Source organism: Chitinophaga sp. 01L420 (genome assembly GCF_056399985.1).
This window is the reverse complement of record NZ_JBFTSK010000006.1, coordinates 196,582-217,369: the sequence shown is the minus strand read 5'-3', so window position 1 is coordinate 217,369 and position 20,788 is coordinate 196,582. Positions and strand designations below refer to the sequence as shown.

The 20,788-nt window shown below is 43.3% G+C and carries 13 protein-coding genes; 11 read left to right on the top strand and 2 right to left on the bottom strand.

The window, feature by feature from the left end; translation table 11 throughout:
• Positions 1-206: 206 nt before the first annotated feature.
• The 3 genes from AC1DP6_RS08315 to AC1DP6_RS08305 all read left to right on the top strand — a co-directional run bounded on the left by AC1DP6_RS08315 (position 207) and on the right by AC1DP6_RS08305 (position 6,223).
• Positions 207-4,328: a chemotaxis protein CheB gene (locus AC1DP6_RS08315; protein ID WP_477054416.1), complete on the top strand. Its 4,122-nt coding sequence runs from the start codon at positions 207-209 to the stop codon at positions 4,326-4,328.
• A 10-nt stretch (positions 4,329-4,338) separates the two neighbouring features.
• Positions 4,339-4,758, top strand: coding sequence for a response regulator (locus AC1DP6_RS08310; protein ID WP_477054415.1), 420 nt, complete (start codon positions 4,339-4,341; stop codon positions 4,756-4,758).
• 175 nt (positions 4,759-4,933) lie between these two features.
• Entirely contained in the window at positions 4,934-6,223 is a 1,290-nt protein-coding gene (locus AC1DP6_RS08305; RefSeq protein ID WP_477054414.1) for a DEAD/DEAH box helicase, read from the top strand.
• 102 nt (positions 6,224-6,325) lie between these two features.
• Here the strand turns inward: AC1DP6_RS08305 and AC1DP6_RS08300 are convergent, their stop codons facing one another.
• A complete protein-coding gene (locus tag AC1DP6_RS08300; RefSeq protein ID WP_477054413.1) occupies positions 6,326-7,660 on the bottom strand; it encodes a DUF2252 domain-containing protein in 1,335 nt (444 codons plus the stop codon).
• A 317-nt stretch (positions 7,661-7,977) separates the two neighbouring features.
• Between AC1DP6_RS08300 and AC1DP6_RS08295 the strand changes: the two genes are divergently transcribed.
• From AC1DP6_RS08295 to AC1DP6_RS08275, 5 genes are all read left to right on the top strand, one after another.
• A complete protein-coding gene (locus AC1DP6_RS08295; RefSeq protein WP_441573788.1) occupies positions 7,978-8,565 on the top strand; it encodes an RNA polymerase sigma-70 factor in 588 nt (195 codons plus the stop codon).
• 84 nt (positions 8,566-8,649) lie between these two features.
• Positions 8,650-9,834 carry a FecR family protein gene (locus tag AC1DP6_RS08290; protein ID WP_477054412.1) on the top strand — a complete coding sequence of 395 codons (1,185 nt, stop codon included), beginning with the start codon at positions 8,650-8,652 and terminating at the stop codon, positions 9,832-9,834.
• 113 nt (positions 9,835-9,947) lie between these two features.
• Positions 9,948-13,685: a SusC/RagA family TonB-linked outer membrane protein gene (locus tag AC1DP6_RS08285; protein WP_477054411.1), complete on the top strand. Its 3,738-nt coding sequence runs from the start codon at positions 9,948-9,950 to the stop codon at positions 13,683-13,685.
• Positions 13,686-13,704: 19 nt separating this feature from the next.
• Entirely contained in the window at positions 13,705-15,546 is a 1,842-nt protein-coding gene (locus AC1DP6_RS08280; protein ID WP_477054410.1) for a SusD/RagB family nutrient-binding outer membrane lipoprotein, read from the top strand.
• Between the two features lie 450 nt (positions 15,547-15,996).
• Positions 15,997-16,920 (top strand): DUF1266 domain-containing protein, encoded by a 924-nt coding sequence (locus tag AC1DP6_RS08275; protein WP_477054409.1) that lies wholly within the window; start codon positions 15,997-15,999, stop codon positions 16,918-16,920.
• Here AC1DP6_RS08275 and AC1DP6_RS08270 read toward each other — a convergent pair.
• Positions 16,917-17,813 carry a hypothetical protein gene (locus tag AC1DP6_RS08270; protein WP_477054408.1) on the bottom strand — a complete coding sequence of 299 codons (897 nt, stop codon included), beginning with the start codon at positions 17,811-17,813 and terminating at the stop codon, positions 16,917-16,919. The genes AC1DP6_RS08275 and AC1DP6_RS08270 overlap by 4 nt on opposite strands.
• A gap of 106 nt (positions 17,814-17,919) precedes the next feature.
• Between AC1DP6_RS08270 and AC1DP6_RS08265 the strand changes: the two genes are divergently transcribed.
• The 3 genes from AC1DP6_RS08265 (at position 17,920) to AC1DP6_RS08255 (ending at position 20,786) form a co-directional block, all read left to right on the top strand.
• Positions 17,920-18,669: a glycine-rich domain-containing protein gene (locus AC1DP6_RS08265; protein ID WP_477054407.1), complete on the top strand. Its 750-nt coding sequence runs from the start codon at positions 17,920-17,922 to the stop codon at positions 18,667-18,669.
• Positions 18,670-18,686: 17 nt separating this feature from the next.
• Positions 18,687-19,061, top strand: a complete 375-nt coding sequence (locus AC1DP6_RS08260; protein ID WP_477054406.1) for a hypothetical protein — start codon at positions 18,687-18,689, stop codon at positions 19,059-19,061.
• A gap of 621 nt (positions 19,062-19,682) precedes the next feature.
• Positions 19,683-20,786: a sensor histidine kinase gene (locus AC1DP6_RS08255; RefSeq protein ID WP_477054405.1), complete on the top strand. Its 1,104-nt coding sequence runs from the start codon at positions 19,683-19,685 to the stop codon at positions 20,784-20,786.
• Positions 20,787-20,788: the final 2 nt, after the last annotated feature.

Genomic DNA, 20,788 nt, shown 5'->3' with positions numbered 1-20,788 from the left:
TGCAAAGATGCTCAGCGGACAACTGCAAATACCCGTTGAAAGCCGTTTTTATTTTCAAAAAGGTATAGCAGTGCAACGAGGAGAGTGTGGAAAAAAATCCGCAATGCTGCGGCTTTTCTTTCCAGGGTGAGGAAGGGAAATACCTGTGTCTATAAAAGTACCCCATTGTTCAGTTGCTTTTGCCAGGTACTAACCAAAATGGATATATGAAGAGCGTGCAACATCATTATGTAGTAGCTGTAGGTGCATCGGCTGGTGGTCTGGAGGCCATTCAGGAGTTTTTTGATAATATGCCACAAACAGATAACCTGTCTTTTGTCATCATACAACACTTGTCGCCGGATTTTAAAAGTCTGTTAGTAGAACTGGTATCTCGGCATACGCAGATGAAAGTAGTGGAAGCCACTCATAACCAGCCGGTGGTAAAACATTGTATCTATGTGATCCCCAATACAAAACAGATACGAATAGAGAAAAATAAATTAGTACTGTCTGAAAAAACGCATGAGAAAGTGCCTAACAATGCCATTGATGTTTTTTTACACTCGCTGGCAATGGATAAACGTCAACGTGCGGTAGCTGTTATTCTTTCCGGTACCGGCACAGACGGTACACGTGGTATTGTGACGATCAAAGAGCAGGGAGGTATTGTGCTGGTACAGGATCCCAAAACAGCCAAGTTTGATGGCATGCCCAATAGCGCCATTCTTTCCGGTTATGCAGATATTATAGGTACACCGGCAGACCTGGCAGCTGCTATTATCAATGATATCAGGCATCCGGACGTAAATATTTTTAATACCAAAGAACCGGATGAAAAAACATTGAGTCGCATTTTTGAACTGATTTACAAAAATGGCGGCAACGATTTTCATTATTATAAAACACCTACTATTCTGCGGCGCATCAGCAAAAGAATGGTACAACTGGATTTTAAAGACCCTGTGAAGTATGCTGCTTACCTGGAGGAGCATGCAGATGAATGCAAAGAGCTGGCACATGACTTCCTGATTAGCGTTACCCGTTTTTTTCGTGATACAGAGGCCTTTACCTTGCTGGAAAGTAAGGTGATTCCTGAAATTATTTTCGCGAAAGAACCCGATGAACAGCTAAAAGTATGGGTATCTGCCTGTAGTACAGGGGAAGAAGCGTATTCTATTGCCATGCTGATAGATAAAGTGCTGGAGCGGACAGGGAAGCGTTTGGATGTAAAAATATTTGCTTCGGATATCGATGTGGCTAACCTGGAAATTGCGTCACAAGGCGTATATCCGTTAGCGATATCCAATGATATACCGGCAGAAATGCTCAGTAAATATTTTACGATAAAAGGGAAAGGATACGTGGTAGCTCCCCGTTTACGTAAACAGATTGTTTTCGCCAGACATGATATCACAAAGGATCCTCCGTTTATTAAGAACGACCTGGTTACCTGCAGGAATATGCTTATTTATATGAAYAATATACTACAGGAGCGCATCTTCAATACCCTGCAGTTTTCGCTGAACAAGGAAGGCTTTCTTTTTCTGGGGCCGAGCGAAAATCCAGGTTATCCCAAAGGCACTATGTTGCAGATCAGTAATAAGTGGAGGATCTTTAAAAAATTGCAGGACTTAAAGCCCCGGCTCAGCTTCGGAGATACCTTTACTTCCCCCGTCAGTGCAAGAGGAAAGGAAATGTTATCGCGTATAGGTAAACAGTTTGAAACAAAAGTGCAACGCTCCCTGTGGATGGACGCACGTGATGCGCTGACAGATGATCTCGGCTTTATAGCGTTATATATCGATAGGAACTTTGAGGTGAAAGAAACAATGGGCAATTATGATCAGTTGCTTAAGCTACCCAGAAAGGTGTTGAACCTTAACCTGATCCGTATGCTGCCACAGGAGCTTTCCCTGGTGATCAATAAAGAGATTCGCCGGGCTTGGAAAAACAATGAAAAGGTCATTGTTAATAACCTGCGCTACAAAAAGGATGATAAGAGTGGTGTGATTAATTTGTTGATCAATCCTATACTATCAGCAGAAAATGACTACACGCTGGTAACCATTACAAAAGTAGAAATAGCTCCTTCGGTGGAGGTAGTTCCTTATGTAACAGACGGTATTGATCCGGATTATATCAACGGCCTGGAAAGTGAATTGCAGGAAGTAAGAAATAGTCTGCAACTCGCCGTAGAAGATCTGGAAACAGCCAATGAGGAACTGCAAAGCTCCAATGAAGAATTGTTGTCTTCCAACGAAGAGTTACAGAGCTCCAATGAAGAATTACAATCATTGAATGAAGAGCTATACACTTTGAATACAGAGCATCAGCTAAAGATAAAAGAGCTGATAGAGCTGAATGATGACCTGAATAATTATTTCCGGAGTACAGATATCGGGCAGATTTTCCTGGATGACCAGCTGAACATACGCAAGTTTAATCCGGCTTCTGCTTCTATGATCAACTTTATTGAAAGTGATCTGGGGCGGCCTTTTACGCATATCTCGAATAATATCAGGTATGATAAGCTGATGGAAGATATTGAGTATGTGCAGCGAACCAGGCAGGTAGTGGAAAAGGAAGTGCAGCTGAATAAAGGCAGAGAATTGCTCATGCGTATCATGCCTTATATCACCCGCGACGGAAGGCATGCGGGCATCATTCTAACCTTCGTGGATATTACAACTATCGCCAATCTGAATAACATTATACGAAGTGTTTTCAATGCCAGTCAGAGCGCCATTTTTGCTTTGCATACCGTTGAGTCTGAGTCGGGAGTAGTTGATGATTTCATTATTACTACGGTAAACAGGATGGCTTATGATTGGTTTGGTGGGGCACATCAACGGCTCACTGGTAAAAGTTTGAGGAATGATTTGCCGCTGCTGTCTACGCCTGAATTGTTTGAGGAGTATTTACTGGCCATGCAGAATGACAGTATCGTTGACCGGGATGTTTTCCTGCAGGAGAAGAACAGCTGGTATGAGATGACGGCTATAAAAATGCCGGGAGGGCTGGTGGTTACTTTTACAGACGTAACGGATAAGAAACTGGCATTCCAGAAAATAGAGCAAAGCTATAGTGAGCTGAATGAGGTGAAAGAGCATCTTAAATTACTTAACCTGGAGCTGGAAGATAAAGTGCGCGATCGTACCAGGGAGTTGTCGATCAGTGAAGAACGGATTGCCAGCAACATTGCAGAGAAACGTTTCCTGGCAGAGGCCATGCCATTAATGGTTTGGACTTCCGTAGAAGCTGGACAGGTTGATTTTGTAAACAGCCAGTTTGAATACTATACACAACTACTGTATGAAGATGCCATTGGCACCGGTTGGCAAAGAGTGATCTATCCTCCCGATCTGGAGGTGTTGCTGGATACCTGGAAGAAAGCGGCGATAGCGCATACTGACTTTAATTGCGACATAAGAATATTGAGTCATGGGGAGCAATACCGCTGGAATCTGTTGCGGGCCAAGGCCAGAAAAGGAGAGGGCGGGAAATTTTTCAGCTGGGTAATTACCAACATGGATGTTCATGAGCAAAAAGTCATGAACGAGGTGCTGGAGGAAAAGGTGGCAGAACGTACGATGCAATTGCAAAAGAGTAATCTGGACCTGGAATCCAGTAATAATGATCTGCAATTATTTGCTTCGGTGGCGTCTCATGACTTGCAGGAGCCGCTGCGTAAGATCCACATGTTTTCCAAAATGGTCAGGGATAAACATGATACAGAGTTGCCGGAGAGCACTGTATTATATCTCAATAAGATCATGCACGCTGTTAACCGCATGAAATCACTGATGGTCAATATTCTTCATTTTTCTAAATTAACCACGGAGAATGCAGGTTTTGAATGGATAGATCTGAATCAGGTGATGGAGGAGGTGCAGGAAGATTTTGAAATGCTGGTGAAAGAGAAAGATGCGGAGATCATCGTGTCTGATATGCCGGAGTTGATGGCAAACAGGTCCMAGATTCAGCAGGTGTTTCAAAACCTTATTGGTAATTCACTGAAATTTACTTCTCCGGAAACAACACCAAAGATCCATATCAGCGCACAGCGGATTAAAGAGAAGTCCCTGGAGGCAGTGGAGGCGGCAGATGGTAAATGGTACAGATTATCCATTGTAGATAATGGAATTGGTTTTGATGAGCAGTTTAAGTCAAGAATATTCGACCTTTTCCAGCGCCTGAATTCAAAAGACATGTACGAGGGAACCGGTATCGGGTTGGCCATCATTAAAAAAATAGTAGAAAAGCACCAGGGGCTTATTACTGCAGAAAGTAAAGCCGGTGAAGGTGCGAGTTTTCATATCATTTTACCTGAGCAGCAGGAGATTTAAAGCACATTATATGAAGCCATTTAAGAAGATATTACTGGCAGAAGATGACGAAGATGACAGAATGATCTTCGATGATATTGTAGAACAATTGAAAACGGTAAATGATTTTACTTTCAGTGCTGTTGATAACGGGCTTAAAGTCATTCAGTTGCTTGCCCGGCTGGAAACCTCCGCATTGCCGGACCTGATCATTCTTGATCAGAATATGCCGCAGATGAATGGAAAGGAAGCCCTGGGATTACTGAAAGAGGATCCGCGTTTGAAGCATATTCCGGTAGTGATTTATTCTACCTTTAATGACGCCAGGCTGGCGGCTACCTGTTTGGAGATGGGAGCGGACCAGGTGATTACCAAACCCGATTCCTATGAAGGATTTAACGCGGTTATTTCGCAGCTGGTCGGCAAATACCTTTTTGAAAAGGTCCAATAATGCTCTTTTTAGTGTCTTTCATATGTTATTTTTTTAATTTATCAGCATCGGGACGGGAAAAAGAGTATCTTTGCTTCCGTCTGTTGAGTTAAAAGCATAAAGCACAGAAGTATCTATTCTCTCCAGTCCGGAAATCTTTTCTTTACTGCTCTCCTCAATTGTGATAACGCTAAAGATGAAGAAGCGTTATTTTATAATTTATTACATCAGATATATCAACATGTTATTTGAGCAATTAGGGCTTATTGAGCCCATTTTAAAAGCAGTTAAAACCGAAGGCTACACTACGCCTACTCCCATACAGTTACAATCTATTCCTATTGTATTGGAAGGTAAAGACCTGCTCGGATGCGCGCAAACAGGCACCGGTAAAACGGCAGCGTTTGCTATTCCCATTTTACAGTTATTACATAACAGTACGCCGGCCAATCAAGGCTTTAAACATATCCGTACACTGATTCTCACGCCTACCAGGGAACTGGCGGTTCAGATCGATGAAAGCTTTGCCGCCTACGGCAAGCACACCGGCCTGAAGCACGATGTGATTTTTGGTGGAGTACCTCAGCACAGGCAAACCATTGCCCTGCGTAACGGTACCGATATCCTGATCGCTACACCGGGTCGCTTACTGGATCTCATGAACCAGGGCTACATTTACCTGAACCATCTGGAAATATTTGTTTTAGATGAGGCAGATCGTATGCTGGACATGGGCTTTATCAATGATATCAAGAAAGTAATACGGGAACTGCCGCAACAGCGTCAAACCCTGTTCTTTTCTGCTACCATGCCACCAAGCATTGCACAGCTGGCCAATTCCTTACTTTATAAACCAGAAAAAGTAACCATTACGCCGGTAGCTACTACCGCTGAAAGGGTAGAACAGTCGGTTTATTTTGTGAAGAAGAAAGATAAGCAGTCCCTGCTGGATCATCTTTTGAGAGATAAGACCATAGAACGCACCATTGTGTTTACACAAACCAAGCATGGTGCCGACAGGATCGCTAAAAACCTGAAGAAGCGCAATATCAACGCAGATGCGTTGCATGGCGATAAGTCACAGGCTTCCCGTCAGAATACCCTGAACAACTTTAAAAATGGCCACCTGCGTGTGTTGGTAGCTACAGATATTGCTGCCAGAGGTATCGATGTGGACTCACTGGAACACGTGATCAACTATGACTTACCGAATGTTTCTGAAACTTACGTACATCGTATAGGCAGAACCGGTAGAGCAGGTGCCGCAGGTTACGCACTTTCTTTCTGTGATACAGAAGAAAGACCTTTCCTGAACAGCATCAACAAGCTGACCAGGCAAATCATTCCATCTGTGCCCCATCCTTTTGAAGAAGCGGCATTAATGGAAGCCAACAGCGTTAATCCGGATATGCCTAAGGCAGATCCAAGAAGACCTAAACCTAAGAATAGAAGGGGCAGGATCGATAAGAGAGACAGAACTTTCTAGGATTATAGTCATAAGATTTTAAAAGAAGAGCGAAGACAAAAGCAATAGCTGCTTTGGTTTTCGCTTTTCTTTTTTTGATGTCAATGCCGTAAGGGCCCAACATTACATCACTTCCGCTTTGATTTTCCCCGCTTTAATCGCTTTTACGAAGACTGCATAATCTTTCTCTGTCTGGTCTGCATAGGCAACGGCGAACTTGCCTATTGCCTGATCCATCACATCCGCTTTTCCTAAATAGCCGCTGATTATATCTGCAGGCCCTGTTTTAGCATGCGCCCGGGCGAGTACTCTGCCACATAAACCAGCATAAGCGGCCATTACCTCCTTATCGAAATGCTCCACATCAGGGGCTATTTTCCGGTCTCTCAGCTGCCGCAGGTAAAAGTGCCTGTTTTCCAGCCCGGTACTCCAACCCAGGAACATATCACTGGCTGCCTGTACCAGTCGCTGGCCCTGTACGATGCGTTCACCATTATGCTRATATTTACTTTTGCCGGTATAGGCTTCTAATACACTTGGTCTGGCCTCTTTTATCTGCATGAACAAAGGCTCATCTTTCGCATTCATCATCAGCGCAACGAGGCAACGGGTACCTACGCTGCCCACGCCTACTACTTTCAGTGCAATATCTATCACCCTGTACTGGCTGAAAAGGAAGCGCCGGTCGGCTTGCAGGGTATTCATGTAAAAGTTAAGAAATGACTGCACCATCTCTTTCTGTTTCACCAGATCGATCGGGTGATAGATGAGCGGATGCTGGTCCAGGATTTCAAAGCTACCCAATACACTTTGGGTGATTTTATAAAATACTTTTTCGGGAGTGCTTTTTTGTGCTTTGTCCATGGCATCTTTCAGCATGGTTTTTACTTTTTCATTGCGGGCTTTATTAAGGAGGTCCTGCATTTCAAATTTCATGTACCAGAGGTCCAGTGTATTCATCTGGGCGTATTCCGCTATGGCAATTCTATAAGCGCTGGCCATGTCTATGGCCATTTGTTGGGCATCCGTTTCCCGCATATTATTATGCCTGGCAGCCAGTACAAAGCTGGTAGCCAGTCTTTTGATATCCCATTCCCATGTAGCAGGCAATGTTTCATCAAAGTCGTTGGCATCGAAAATGAGGTTACGTTCCGGTGTAGCAAAGCCGCCGAAGTTCATGAGATGGCAGTCACCCATGGCCTGCACAGATAGCTGTGTATGCGGGAGACCGGACAGATCATGTGCCATAATATCTGCTGTTCCCCGGTAAAAAGCAAATGGGGATACACTCATTCTGCCGCAACGAATGGGGATAAGGTCTGGTACCCTGTCGTAGTTGGAGGCGTTGATCGCTTGCAGGATAGTGGGGCGCTTGGACGATAGTTTAAAATCTCCCTGGGAGGCGCGCGGGACTTTATCCCTGATCTTTTTGCCTGGATTATCTGAAATGGTGGCCATAATAATGTAATTAGTATTCAAACGTATGAAGTACACTACTTGTTTTTATTATCACAGAAAGATACGTTTTTCGTGTTTTTTATTGAGACCGATTGCAAAGCAAAGATTTGGTAAATCGGCTTTTTTATTCTAGGTTTGGTTAAGAGACGCAAAAATTTTCTCTATATCAACCAGCACAATATTGAAATGCCATTACAGATTTCATCATTCGTTTTAACGTAATATCAACCATCAAGAAGCAGCACGTCATGAATTAAGCGTTTTTTACGCGATAGAAATTGAGTTCACTTGTCGTTTTACCTGATATTCCATTTACAGTGAAACAAGTACATCATCAACCGGTTGATCTGCAGGAAGTAGCTGCGGGTAGTGAAAAAGCATTCAAAGCTTTGTTTGATCAGTATCGTGGAAGATTATTCTATTACATTTCCCGCTTTATAAAATCAGAACAGGTGGCGGAGGAGCTGGTACTGGACGTATTTATGAAGATATGGACTGGTAGAGATCTCATTTCACAGATCCATAATTTCGATGCCTTTCTTTTCCGTATTGCACATAATAAAAGTATAGACTTCCTGCGTACAGCAGCCAGGGATCCTCGTTTGCAGGAGCTCTTGTATGAGGTGACTGACCTCGCCGGTACAGAAGGAGCAGATACTATGCTGATCGTACATGAGTATGAAGAGAAAGTGCGTACCGCTATTTCCCTGCTGCCACCACAATGCAAAAAAGTATACACGTTAAGTCGTGAAGAAGAACTGTCACATGATCAGATAGCACAACAGCTGCATATTTCGAGGGCAACTGTTAATAATCACATCGTACTCGCCCAACGTTTTATCCGTAACTACCTTGTTAAAGAGATAGATATAGCGATTGTCATCCTCATTATCGGAAAATTTTAACTTTTTTTTATCCTTCATTAGTTATCGTTCCTTTTTTACTCGTCTTACTAACAGGAGAATGCTTTTTACCACAATTATTGCATTATGGATAACGGTCCTGTTCATACGTGGAAGTACCTGTTGGCGCAATATCTTGACAACAGGATTTCAAAGGAGGAGTTAGCGGAACTACTGCGTAAGGCAGGAGAGGAGGAAGATATGGAGATGCTCACCATCGTATTGAAAGAACAATGGGAAGCCTCCAGAGACGTAACAGACCATAGTGGACGGGACTGGGATGCAAAGTTTATCACGATGATGGCCGAGGCCCCGCAAATACAGGACCGTCGACCGGTAAGGAGGCTCCTGAAAATAGCCGTGGCAGCCAGTATCGCTGCCTTGATCGCCATAGGCGGTTATTTCTTCTCTTTTAAAAAAACAACGGCACCACCGTCAATAACGTCAACGACTAAACGCAAAGATATCGCACCCGGGACAACAGGTGGCATTTTGGTATTGGCCAATGGTCAGCAAATTGCACTGGACAGTGCCGGCAATGGATTGCTGGCGCTACAGGGAAGTACCAAAGTGACCAATCGTCAGGGAAAAATCGTTTATAATGCCTCCGGCGGGAATAGTGAACAACTATTTAATACGGTAGTAACCCCAAGAAGCAAACAGTATCAGCTGGTATTGGCTGATGGTAGCAGTGTTTGGTTAAATGCTGCTTCCTCTGTTCGTTTTCCTACTGCCTTTTCCGGCAACGTAAGAAGGGTAGAGATCACAGGGGAAGCCTATTTTGAAGTGGCTCCCCTGTTGCGTAATGGAAAGAAAGTACCTTTTATTGTATCTACCCGCGGCATGGAAGTGCAGGTACTGGGTACACACTTTAACGTGAACGCCTATCCGGACGAACATACTATTAAAACCACCTTGCTGGAAGGCAGCGTCATTGTCACCAAAGGGAATGCAAAACAGCTGCTGAAGCCCGGAGAACAGGCACAGCTGAATCCCGGAAACAATATTGTATTATATAAGGATGTGGACACCGATGGAGAGGTAGCCTGGAAAAATGGATATTTCTCTTTTGATCAGGCCGACCTGAGCAGTGTAATGCGACAAATTGCCCGCTGGTACGATGTGGAAATCGTATACGGAGGCAAGGTGCCGAACCGCCGCTTTGGAGGGGAAATTTCACGTACTTCCAATGTATCACAGGTGTTGAAGATACTGGAAGAGAGCAAAGTACATTTCAGAATAGAAGAAAAAAGGATCATCGTATTGCCATAATAAAAAACCGCCCTGAGGTGAGAGTCAGAGCGGCAAATAGTTCTGGAGAATACTAGTCATAACAATTTGTAGGAACGAATTGCTAATTACCCAACCAAAACCACTACTAAAGTATGAAAAAAATTCTACGTACCGCCTGGTATTTCAGCCGTCGCGTACTGCCCAAAACGCTCCTGTTTATGAAGCTAACAGCCATTCTGATTATGGCCGCCTGTCTGCAGATTAGTGCAAAAGGCTACTCACAGAAAGTCACATTGGCCGAGAAAAATGTACGGCTGGGAAAAGTGTTCCGTGCTATTAAAAAACAAACCGGGTATTCCTTTTTCTTCGATGAATCCTGGATGCGGCAGGCAGACGCCGTAACAATTGATGTGAAAGACGCTTCCCTGGAAACCACGCTGGACATATGTTTTAAAAACCAGCCACTCACCTATACCATTGTTGGCAGCACAGTGGTAGTAAAACAAAAAGAAGAAAGTCAGCAAGACAATATCGACCACGATATGGCCCTGGTAGCCGAAATTAGCGGGGTGATTACCGATATGGATAAACATCCGCTGGCAGGGGTATCTATCAAAATAAAAGGTACCAACAAAGGCACTATCAGTAATTCGAATGGTGAATTTACCCTCCATGCCGAACCCGGTGACGTACTCGAGATCAGTTTTGTAGGATATAAAAAGCAGGAAATAAAAGTAGGAGATAACACCAAACTGTCTGTAAAGCTGGAACTCTCCAGCAGCGGATTGGGTGAAGTGGTAGTAACCGCACTGGGCATCGGTAAAAACGATAAAACAGTAGGTTATGCACTCACTACTGTAAAAGGTGAAGAACTCACCCGTACCAATTCGGTGAACCCGATTACCGCCCTGCAAGGTAAAGTAGCCGGCGTGAATATCAGCGTAATGACGGCGGCCGGCGTGCAAACATCTCCCTTTATCCAGATCAGGGGAGCCAAGGTATTAGGTACACCTGGTAATAACGTGAACCAGCCCATTTTTGTAATAGATGGAAATGTGATTACGAATAACGTATCAGATGCAGATAACGCCGATGCGGGTTCTCAGCTGAAAAACCTGAACCCCGATGATTATGAATCCATCACTGTACTGAAAGGAGCGGCAGCTACCTCTATCTACGGTTCCAGAGGTATCAACGGCGCCATCGTTATTACTACTAAAAAAGCAAAGGCTGGAGACGGATTTTTAATTGAAGTCAATTCTACTTATCAGAAGGAAAGCGTGTATCGGGCACCAATGGATTTACAAAATGTATATGGTCAGGGAGACTATGTAGAAAGAGAAGGTAATTTCAGACCAGATGGCACACAAACCAAAACAGATGCCAGCTGGGGACCTTTGATGGATGGTAGTTTACACCCAGCTGCTTTTAATCCCAAAAAGATGGTGCCTTATTCACCACAACCCAACAACTGGAAAACATTTTACCAGGATGGTAATTACATCAATAATAATATTGCTATCAGCAGCGCTACTGATAAGTTTAACTATCGCCTGTCGTATTCCAACAACTATACCAATGGTTTATTGCCAAACAATGGCATGAAAAGGAACTCTGTTGATTTAAAAATCGGCGCCAAATTAAATAAAGTATTTTCTACCGACTTCGGCATCAGTTATTCCAATACAGAAGCAAAGAACTTCTTCTCCCAGGGTCGTTACTACTATGGCGGGGGACAGAATCTGGCATTTAATACCTACTACCTGCCAAGAAATATAGATTTTGGTGATTGGTATAAAACGTATCGCGCACCAGACAATACACCTGATTATGCGGATACCTACGCTAATCTTGGTGCAGCGGTGAATGCGTTTTCCAGGTTTGATAAGAATAATTATTTCCGTCACGAAAATTCCATACTGGGATACATGCAGCTGAAAGCACAGGTAAACCCCTGGCTGGACCTGTCTGCCAGAGGTAATTTCAACTTCTATAAAATACGTACAGAAGAAAAAGACTATGGTAACGGTACTAATAATACCGGTGGTTATTATTCATCCGGAGGCAGCTATACCAGCGATTACACGTTGCTGTTTATGGCACATGCCACTAAAGATGTCATGAATAAAGACCTGAACATTGACTTCCGTTTATACAATGAAATATATGGAGACAGACTCGGAGAAAGCTACGGAGCCTCCACCAATGGTCAGCTGAGCGTACCCAATGTTTTTTTCCTGGGTAACTCTTCCCTGAATATTCAAAACCAGTATTATTACGGTTCCACCAGTGTTCCGGGTCCCCGATATCCTTCCCAGTTAACGATTGGTGTTGGTGGTATCCTCAACCTGAATTACAAACAATTCCTGAACCTGGAAATCACCGGACGTAACGACTGGAGATCTACCCTGACTTACCCGGTAGCAGCCATCGGCGCGAAGAATAATTATTCTATTTTTTATCCTTCTGCTAACCTCTCTTATTCTTTCTATGATCATTTCGAGAAGAGTATGCCAGGATGGATTTCTTCCGGCAGAGTGCGGGCTTCCCTGGCGTATGTAGGTAACTCCGGTATTGCCGGTGCCTATCAGACAGGTGTTGGTTATTCCCCAGGCACTATCCTCAATCAGAACGGAGCTTCTGTCGGTACTGCCACACAATACAATGCCAACGTAAAACCCAACCTGGACCTGAGAGCGCAGATCTCCCGTACCTGGGAATTTGGTACCAATTTCGGTTTGTTAAAGGACCTGATCAATGTGGATTTTGCCTGGTATAAAACCAATACTTTCCACCAGTTGATTAACCTGGCCGGTGTACCGGAAACAGGTTACAGCCAGGTATTCTTTAACGCCGGTAATATCCAGAACAAAGGATGGGAATTGTTAGTGAACATTTCGCCTATCCGTAGTAAAAACTGGGGATTGGATTTTGCGGTGAACTTAGGACATAATAAGAGTAAGATTATTGAGTTTGGTAATGGTATCAAAGACTGGAACCTCAGTGATAACTATGAAGGCGTAAGTGTGCATGCCTATGAAGGTGGCGACTTTGGTGTGTTAACTACAAATGTGGGCGACTACCTGGCCAGCACCAAGAATGATCCTAAAACAGGATTCCCACTGATTACTTATGGCGGCAGAATTACAAGCCCTGCTGGTCAGTATGACATGGTGAACTATAACCTGGTGCAGTTACCGGGCGGATCTGCAGCACCGAAAATGGGTAAAGTAGAACCAGACTTAACAGGTGGTATAAGTGCTACTGTGAGATATAAAAACTTCAGTTTATTTACACAGGTAGATGGCCGCTTCGGTGGTTATGTATATTCAGAATCTTATGCTTATGCCATGGGACAGGGTACACCAAAAAATTCCCTGCAGTACCGCGACCAGGCTCACGGAGGCGTAGCACGTACCGACCCGCAGTGGAATGGTGGAAAGCCCATGTATGATGGCGTAATTCCAAATGCAGTATTTGATGAGGGACAAATGAGTCCGTTGCAGCCAGCTGTCAGCATTGCCGGCATGACCTTTAAAGAAGCTTATGATAAAGGGCTGGTAGAACCCTTTAAAGCGTCTTTATACTATAATACTTTTTACGGATGGGAAACCAATCTGAATAACAATGGTACTATCAGCAAAAATTCCTGGGTAATGCTGCGTGAAATCACGCTGGGATACCGGTTGCCTGCTGCGATTACCAATTCCATTCATTTGAAGGGAGCCAGGTTAACGTTAACTGCCCGCAATGTTGGTTATTTGTACAGAACACTGACTGGTGGCCAGAATCCGGCGTCTCTGCAAAGTAATGATCCATTCAGACCGTTCATTACCGGTGGGGTACCTTTTTCCCGCAACTATGCAGCAACCCTCCACATTTCTCTGTAAAACAACTAATACATAGACGATGAAAAAGACTAATAAATATATACTGGGATTACTTACCCTCGCTTTGGTAAGTCAGTCATGCAAAAAGACGCTGATAGATATTAACACCAATCCGAATTTACTGCCGGATGTAAATCCGGAGTTCCTCTTCACCGGGGCTACTGTAGATATTGATATCAATGGGCGTGATCGTCCCRCACAAAAGTATGGCGCCACTTTAAGCTATATGCAATATGTGGTACCGGATGCGGTGACTAACAGCAGTCTTTCCGGAAAGTATGCCGATCCTGCCAAGAGCACCGGTCCTAATCCGAATTTCTTTTTTTACGGCGACTACTTCAATTCCACCGGTCGCGATATGCACCGGATCATCGATAAAATCAATTCCCTGCCAGATGCTACCAAGGCTACTTACCAGGGATTAAAAGCGATTTGCTCTATTGTGGATGTATATCATGCGTGGAGAGTAGCGGACATTTTCGGTGCATTACCTTACAGCCAGGCATTCAATGATGCGCAATATCCTTTACCGCAATACGATTATGATTTTAACCTGTATAAAGTGTTTGATCAGCAATTGAAAGATGCGGCTACTTTGTTGAAAAATAATRCGACCAACCAGTTTGCGTTGGGCAACCAGGATTTATTCTATGGTGGCGATTATGGAGAGTGGCTGGGCCTTGCCAATACATTGCGTATTAAGATTGCACAGCGTTATGAAAAACGTGATGCTGCGAATTTAACAGCGGTGCTGAATGATGTGGCGACTAATTTTGCGGGCAAACTGATTGCTCCTTCTTTATCAGATCCTACCAATGATGGATCGTTCGCCATCAATCATACCCGCGACTGGAATAATAATGTGGATGATATCAACGTGATCCTRTTTAATTATAACGCGTCTTTTTCTTTTGTGGAATACCTGAAATCCACGAACGATCCGCGTATTGGATTTATGATCCGGCAAAATGATATGGGCAATAACAGTAACCAGTATCTGACCGTGAAAGTGAATGGGGATGCGGCATCGCAGGCTGCACTGGTATTGCCTGAAAACCAGGTACGTTACTGGGGCAAGCATGCGTCTCCTGCCTCCGCTGGTGATGCTACTTATGGTCCTACGGGTTTAGACAGGAATAAAACATTTACCCTGAAAGATGGTACCACGCAGAATCTGCTCTTCTTATCGGCTATTCAAACCCGTTTGTTTGTGAAGAATGGTGGTTTTGGAGGATTTGATCAGCGTTCCAAGCAAGTCCTGATGCATACGGATGAACCTTATTCCGATGGGTCTACCATTAAAATGAAATCTTTCTTTGTTACGTATGCTGAAACCTGTTTTATGATGGCAGAGATAGCAGAAAAAGGTGGTAATGGCCTGGGCCAAACTGCTTCCCAATGGTTTTACAAAGGCGTACAGGCTTCCTTTAATCAATATCAGGCTTTTGCGGTGGCTACCAAAGTACCGAATGCAGATGCCATTAATATTGGCGCATTTGCCACACCGGCAGGTATTCCTTACAAGGGGCTACCCAGTATTTATTCACAATCCTGGGTGCATTTCTTAATGCAGCCGGATGAAGCATGGGCGATGTGGAAACGTACCGGTTATCCACAGTTCACTGATGTAAGAGCAGGTAATAACGGTAAAATAGGAGATGGATCTTCTATTGCTTACCTGGAAAACTTATGGGACGGGGGTAAGAATTTACTGATTGCCCGCCGTAATAGTCTGAATGTGAGTTCTACGCTTAACCAGGACAATTATAATACAGCGGTGCAAACGATGATAGCAAAAGATCCTGCTTATGGCGCCGGTGCAGCCGATACCAAGGGCAGAATATGGTGGGATAAAAATTAAGTGTAATAGTGGTGAATCCATGTTGGGAGTAGAAGGGCAGGCCTCATGGCCTGCCCTTTGTTTTTTTATTAGGGCAGATGGTTTAAGCCCTGTATGATGAAAGGTTATCTCTGTTTGTTATTAGTGTATATCCTTTACGGTTACGATCCGGCTGATCCCCATCATTGTTCAGAACAATGGCACAAGATAAGATTGTCTGTATGGATTCCACGGGGAAAGTGGCTGTTACGGGCAGGCAACTATTCCTTGCTACTGCAAGCTAAGCGCAGCAGACAGTTTTCTACTTCAGGGGTAATTCCCGGGAAGCCCTGATTTTTATAGCGATTATCATGGATCCTAAGAGATATTAATTATATTTGACATGTAAAAAAATTCTATGAAAAAACTTTTCTGTAATTTTACGCGTAAATACCAGAGAGTCAAATAGCCATAACCCTTAACCGAATCCTTATGGATCAGCCTCATTCTATGGACCAATACTGGCAACAACTGCGTGATATGGGATTTACCGAAGACGCGATAGCCCTGTACAAGCAACAGATGGAACAAGCCATCGAGCATAATAATGACTGGAGCGCACAGATGAACATGTTCGCTGAGAATATAAAGCAGTTTAACCAGATGTTTTCCGGTGATGATGCTGACGTGAATGATATGGATGAAGAGCCGCTTCAGGTGGTGCTAAATCCCAATACACGCCTGGACATAGCACAACAATGGGCAGTTGCCTGCGGGGCAGATATTGCTTTTGTTAACCGTCAATACCTCAACGATATTACCACTGGTTTGGACAAGCACGACTGCCGTGAGCAGTTGTCGGAGTGGTGGGATATAGATAGTACAGAAGAATTACAGGATATGATTGCCTGGTTGCAGGACAGTGGTCACCGCATAGAATACGATATTATATGGCAGGCCATTAATACCGTGTCTATGAAGGAAAGCAAGGCTTTTTTAAGAGAGTATATTGCCACCAACGAACTGGAAGAAGCCGTGGTGATGGAGCGGTTACGTAATACCCGTGATGCGCTGGAATTGTTCCGGGAAAAGAAGCTGATTGATAAAGATCTACAGCCTGATATGCTGATCTGGGATTTTGGCCGTATCATTAATCTGAGCCGTGCCGGCTATGATGCCGGGTATATCACTTATGACCAGGCATTGGAATATATTATGTGGGGGATATCACTTATCAGAAGAACGTATACTTCCTGGAGGCATCTTTCTATTTCGTATCAGTTTGCCCGTTGTGTATGGAATGGCATAGAAATGGGCAGTTTTGAAACACTGCACAATAACATGGAGTACTTGCTGGTAGCGCCGGACAGCCCCTGGAAGGTACTGTCATTCAGCAACACGCAGCAGTTATCTTAATGTTCTGTAATCCTGTTTAGCTCACTGTCTTTCAGGTGCAGCAGAATATGCTGAGGTACCAGTGGGCTGTCGAAGGCCAGGTCTACAGATGTTTTCTCAAAGTCCTTTACTTTCGCCACCCGGTGAAATATTTCATAGAGTGCAATAGGTTCTTCATTAAAGCTCACACAGGTGCTGACAAAGTTCAGTTCATTAATGGCATAGCCGGGTCTTTTCATTTTATCCTCTACATCTTTCAGCCGGCCTATAAAATGACGTTGACGGATAAACGTAGTACTGTTCATGATAATAAATATATAGCTGGCATAAGATGTTATTTTACCATAGTACATATGGTTGTCTTTTCCGGTGCGCTCCACGAGGTATTCATCTCCTGATTTATAAATTTCCAAAGCAGAACGCCAGATACGCTCTGTTGCTTTTTTTCCTGACTTATAAGGCAGGTTGCGGTTATAGCAATACCAGTATCCTACCAGGTGATCCAGTAACTGATGGTTGGTGGTGGCCAGTGGAATATTGATTTTCAGTTCATGAAAAGGGAATATTTCTGTCGCGTTGTTGATAAAGTCGATGTAGCTGTTAAATCCCAGGGCTACTGTTATCACATTGAGTTTGGAGAAATTGGGACTGCTGATAGAAGACAGGGCAGATTGATTTTTAGCGGCTTTTAGTTTCCGGATGATGAGGTGTTCATAGAAATAGTTATCACCAAATAAAGGTGGAGGTGCTCCTAGTTTTTTATGCCGCTGCTGTTTAGCAATAACGGTATTGAATTCTGTCACAATAAAACTCCATTCCGTCTTTGAAACGTCTTCCCAGCTTATCTTTTTAAGGTATTGATGCGCTATGTAATTCATTAAGCGCTCCAGGTTAAGCAATTCTTCCTTACTCATAATAATACGATTATAATACAGATATAAGCCTCCGTAAGATATACAGAATACTTTAGTCTTGCGGCATTAACTGATATTTATATCAACAAAATAAAACAAGAAAATTATGATGAAAAACAATCACTTTGTAGCCTTATCGCCGGGCACGCTGCTATGGCAGCAAATCAGCGATTTCCGGCTGGATGATCCGGATGCAGCGCTTCCCTTTTCCAAAAAGCTGGCCAGGGAAAATAAATGGGATGTAGCTTTTACGCAAAAGGCCATCCAGGAATACAAACGTTTTATTTACCTCTGTTGTATTTCACCTACCGGCGCTTCGCCCTCAGATATAGTAGATAAAGTATGGCACCAGCACTTACTCTACACACAAAATTACTGGGAGGCCTTTTGTGAAAAAACACTCGGAAAAAAAATTCACCACTATCCTTCCTCCGGCGGGCCATCCGAAAAGCAGAAATATATAGCGTGGGAGGAAAGCACCCGGCAACAGTACCGGCAATATTTCGGTGAAGATCCTCCCGCAGCTATCTGGCCCGATCATTCCACTCCCCGATTGTTACCTGCAGTAAAGCGATTATCTCTGTTTCGCAAATATTGGTTAACCTTACTTCTCTTCTTCCTTTCCATCTTTTTATTTCCCGGCTGTAGCAATGCAAGTCTCCCTGGCTTTGTTATCGTTGTGTTACTTGTTTTAGGCTCCTTCGGTGCATTCACAGTGAATAAGGACGATAAAGGCACGAATAAAAAAGATACCGGGGGAGGCAGCAGCTGCAGCAGCGGGAGCAGTTGTGGCAGTAGCTGTGGCAGCAGTTGCGGAAGTGGCTGCGGGGGCGGTTGCGGAGGATGTGGTTCCTGAAAATTTAAAACAATACCATGAAAGAGAAAATGATTGTCCCCACCTGGGGATATGTATTCCTTCTGATCGTTATATTTGTTCCTTTTCTGTACGTATATGCAATGACGGCGCAGTGGAGTCCTTTTACAGTGAAAGGATCCCTATTTTTGCAGTTTTATGGGATTTGTTTAGGCGGCAGTTGTCTGTCAATATTATTACCTCGTTTATTCGATTCTCTGGCTGATTTCTATGTGCCATTGAAATGGTTGTTTATTTTTATGCTGGTTTTAGGATTGGCAAGACTTTGTCAGGGTATTTATCACCACAAGCCGGTGGGGTATCTGGTGTTGATGCTGATAGCAGAATGGGGAGTATGGCAACTGGGAAAAATGAGGTATAATGAAAAGAGATAGACGGATGTCTATCTCTTTAGGAGCTGTAGGGGATTCTCATAGTGTTTACATAGAATAGAATAACATTAGCAGGTAGATATTATTACCCTTCCTTTAATATTAGTTTTTGGAGCAACGCAGGACGAAATATGCTAGGTTTTCTGACCAGATTGGTGTAATATTATTTAATTAGTTTATATAAAGTGACAATGGTAACAACAATGGATGAAAGTATAATGATTGCAAGTTGTTGCGCAACTTCACCCTTGTTTTTTAAATATTTTTAATGCAAAGATCTTTTAGTCACTATTGTATCTGGTTGTAGTTCAAAAGTCAGCATTATAAATTAGCCTGTTAAACTTATTAGATGAAGTGACTCATAAACGCGATGAAAATGCTGTTGTATCCAACATTGTATACTTTAGGGCGTACTGGAAGGGGCTAATAATGTGTAAGTTATAGACTAAAAGTGATATTTGTATAATTATATTATTTTATATGATAAAGAAAATTCGAATTGATAATGTATTTTTATATTACTTGCCTGCTGCGTAGTGTAAAATTTTATATATAAGGGATAAGATGCTAGCTTTTTTTAGAAGTAAGACCAGTGCAAAGCCGCCTGATATCAGCCGAAAATTAATGGAATGGTTTTCATTCTTTTTGTCTGATAAATATTATGCAACCAATATCCGGATATGGTCTCATGTGCTCATGTGGGCTTGTTTGTCTGTGCTGTATGGGCTTATGATGAGTTCCAATTTTACGGTATCTATCAGCGTGAGCATCCTGTTTATGATCAGGAATATCCTGGGAGCCATGTTTTTCTTTTACACGGCATTTTACTTTATCATCCCTAAAGTATTGCTGAAAGGCTATTTTTTCCTGGCACTGTTATGTTTTTGCGGTCCTTTTATTTTCTGGTCTGTTATCAATTATTTGTGCGCGTTGTATGCGGTTAATTTCCTGGTGATAAATGATCCTTCCCTGCGGGATTTTCTGCATCGGGTAGTAGACGCGGGCTGGCTGGATACATTTGCGCCCGATCATATGCTGAAGATTTTCTTTCCGGTGGTGATGACTACTGCGCCGGCGTTGTCATTGAAGCTGATACTGGATGTTATCCGGGGATCTACCCGTACATTGCGGTTGGAACGGGATAACCTGAACCTGGAAGTGAGCTTTCTGCGTTCGCAGCTGAATCCGCATTTCCTGTTCAATACATTGAATAATATTTACTCTTTATCCATCCGGAACGATGCCCTGGCATCGGATCTGATCATGCACTTGTCCGAAATGATGCGTTATACACTGTATGATTCCAATACAGACAAGGTGCCACTGGATATGGAAGCAGAGTTCCTGAAAAACTATGTAGAGCTGGAAAGCGTGCGGTATGGAAAAAATGCCAGCGTCCGGTTTGATTGCGATACAGACCGGATGGGAGAGCGGCAGATAGCCCCGTTGCTGATGTTTCCTTTTGTAGAAAATGCCTTTAAATATTCACATAGCACTAACTCAGATAAATGCTGGATTCATGCCTCCCTCGAAGTGGAGGCGCATCAACTGAAATTTGAAATCTCTAATAGTAAGGGAGAAATGCCCGCTGGTAAAAAAGTACAGGGCGGCATTGGTCTTAGTAATACCCGGAAACGACTTATTCTGTTGTATCCAAATGAGCATACTTTATTTATAGAAAATAATCCCGAATATTACAAAGTTGTCTTGACACTAACGCTGAACTAAAA

Bases quoted from the DNA above. Each gene is read 5' to 3' on its own strand.
- AC1DP6_RS08285 (WP_477054411.1), top strand. From the start codon at position 9,948: ATGAAAAAAATTCTACGTACCGCCTGGTATTTCAGCCGTCGCGTACTG.
- AC1DP6_RS08270 (WP_477054408.1), bottom strand. From the start codon at position 17,813: ATGAGTAAGGAAGAATTGCTTAACCTGGAGCGCTTAATGAATTACATA.
- AC1DP6_RS08260 (WP_477054406.1), top strand. From the start codon at position 18,687: ATGAAAGAGAAAATGATTGTCCCCACCTGGGGATATGTATTCCTTCTG.
- AC1DP6_RS08290 (WP_477054412.1), top strand. From the start codon at position 8,650: ATGGATAACGGTCCTGTTCATACGTGGAAGTACCTGTTGGCGCAATAT.
- AC1DP6_RS08265 (WP_477054407.1), top strand. From the start codon at position 17,920: ATGATGAAAAACAATCACTTTGTAGCCTTATCGCCGGGCACGCTGCTA.
- AC1DP6_RS08255 (WP_477054405.1), top strand. From the start codon at position 19,683: ATGGAATGGTTTTCATTCTTTTTGTCTGATAAATATTATGCAACCAAT.
- AC1DP6_RS08310 (WP_477054415.1), top strand. From the start codon at position 4,339: ATGAAGCCATTTAAGAAGATATTACTGGCAGAAGATGACGAAGATGAC.
- AC1DP6_RS08275 (WP_477054409.1), top strand. From the start codon at position 15,997: ATGGATCAGCCTCATTCTATGGACCAATACTGGCAACAACTGCGTGAT.
- AC1DP6_RS08305 (WP_477054414.1), top strand. From the start codon at position 4,934: ATGAAGAAGCGTTATTTTATAATTTATTACATCAGATATATCAACATG.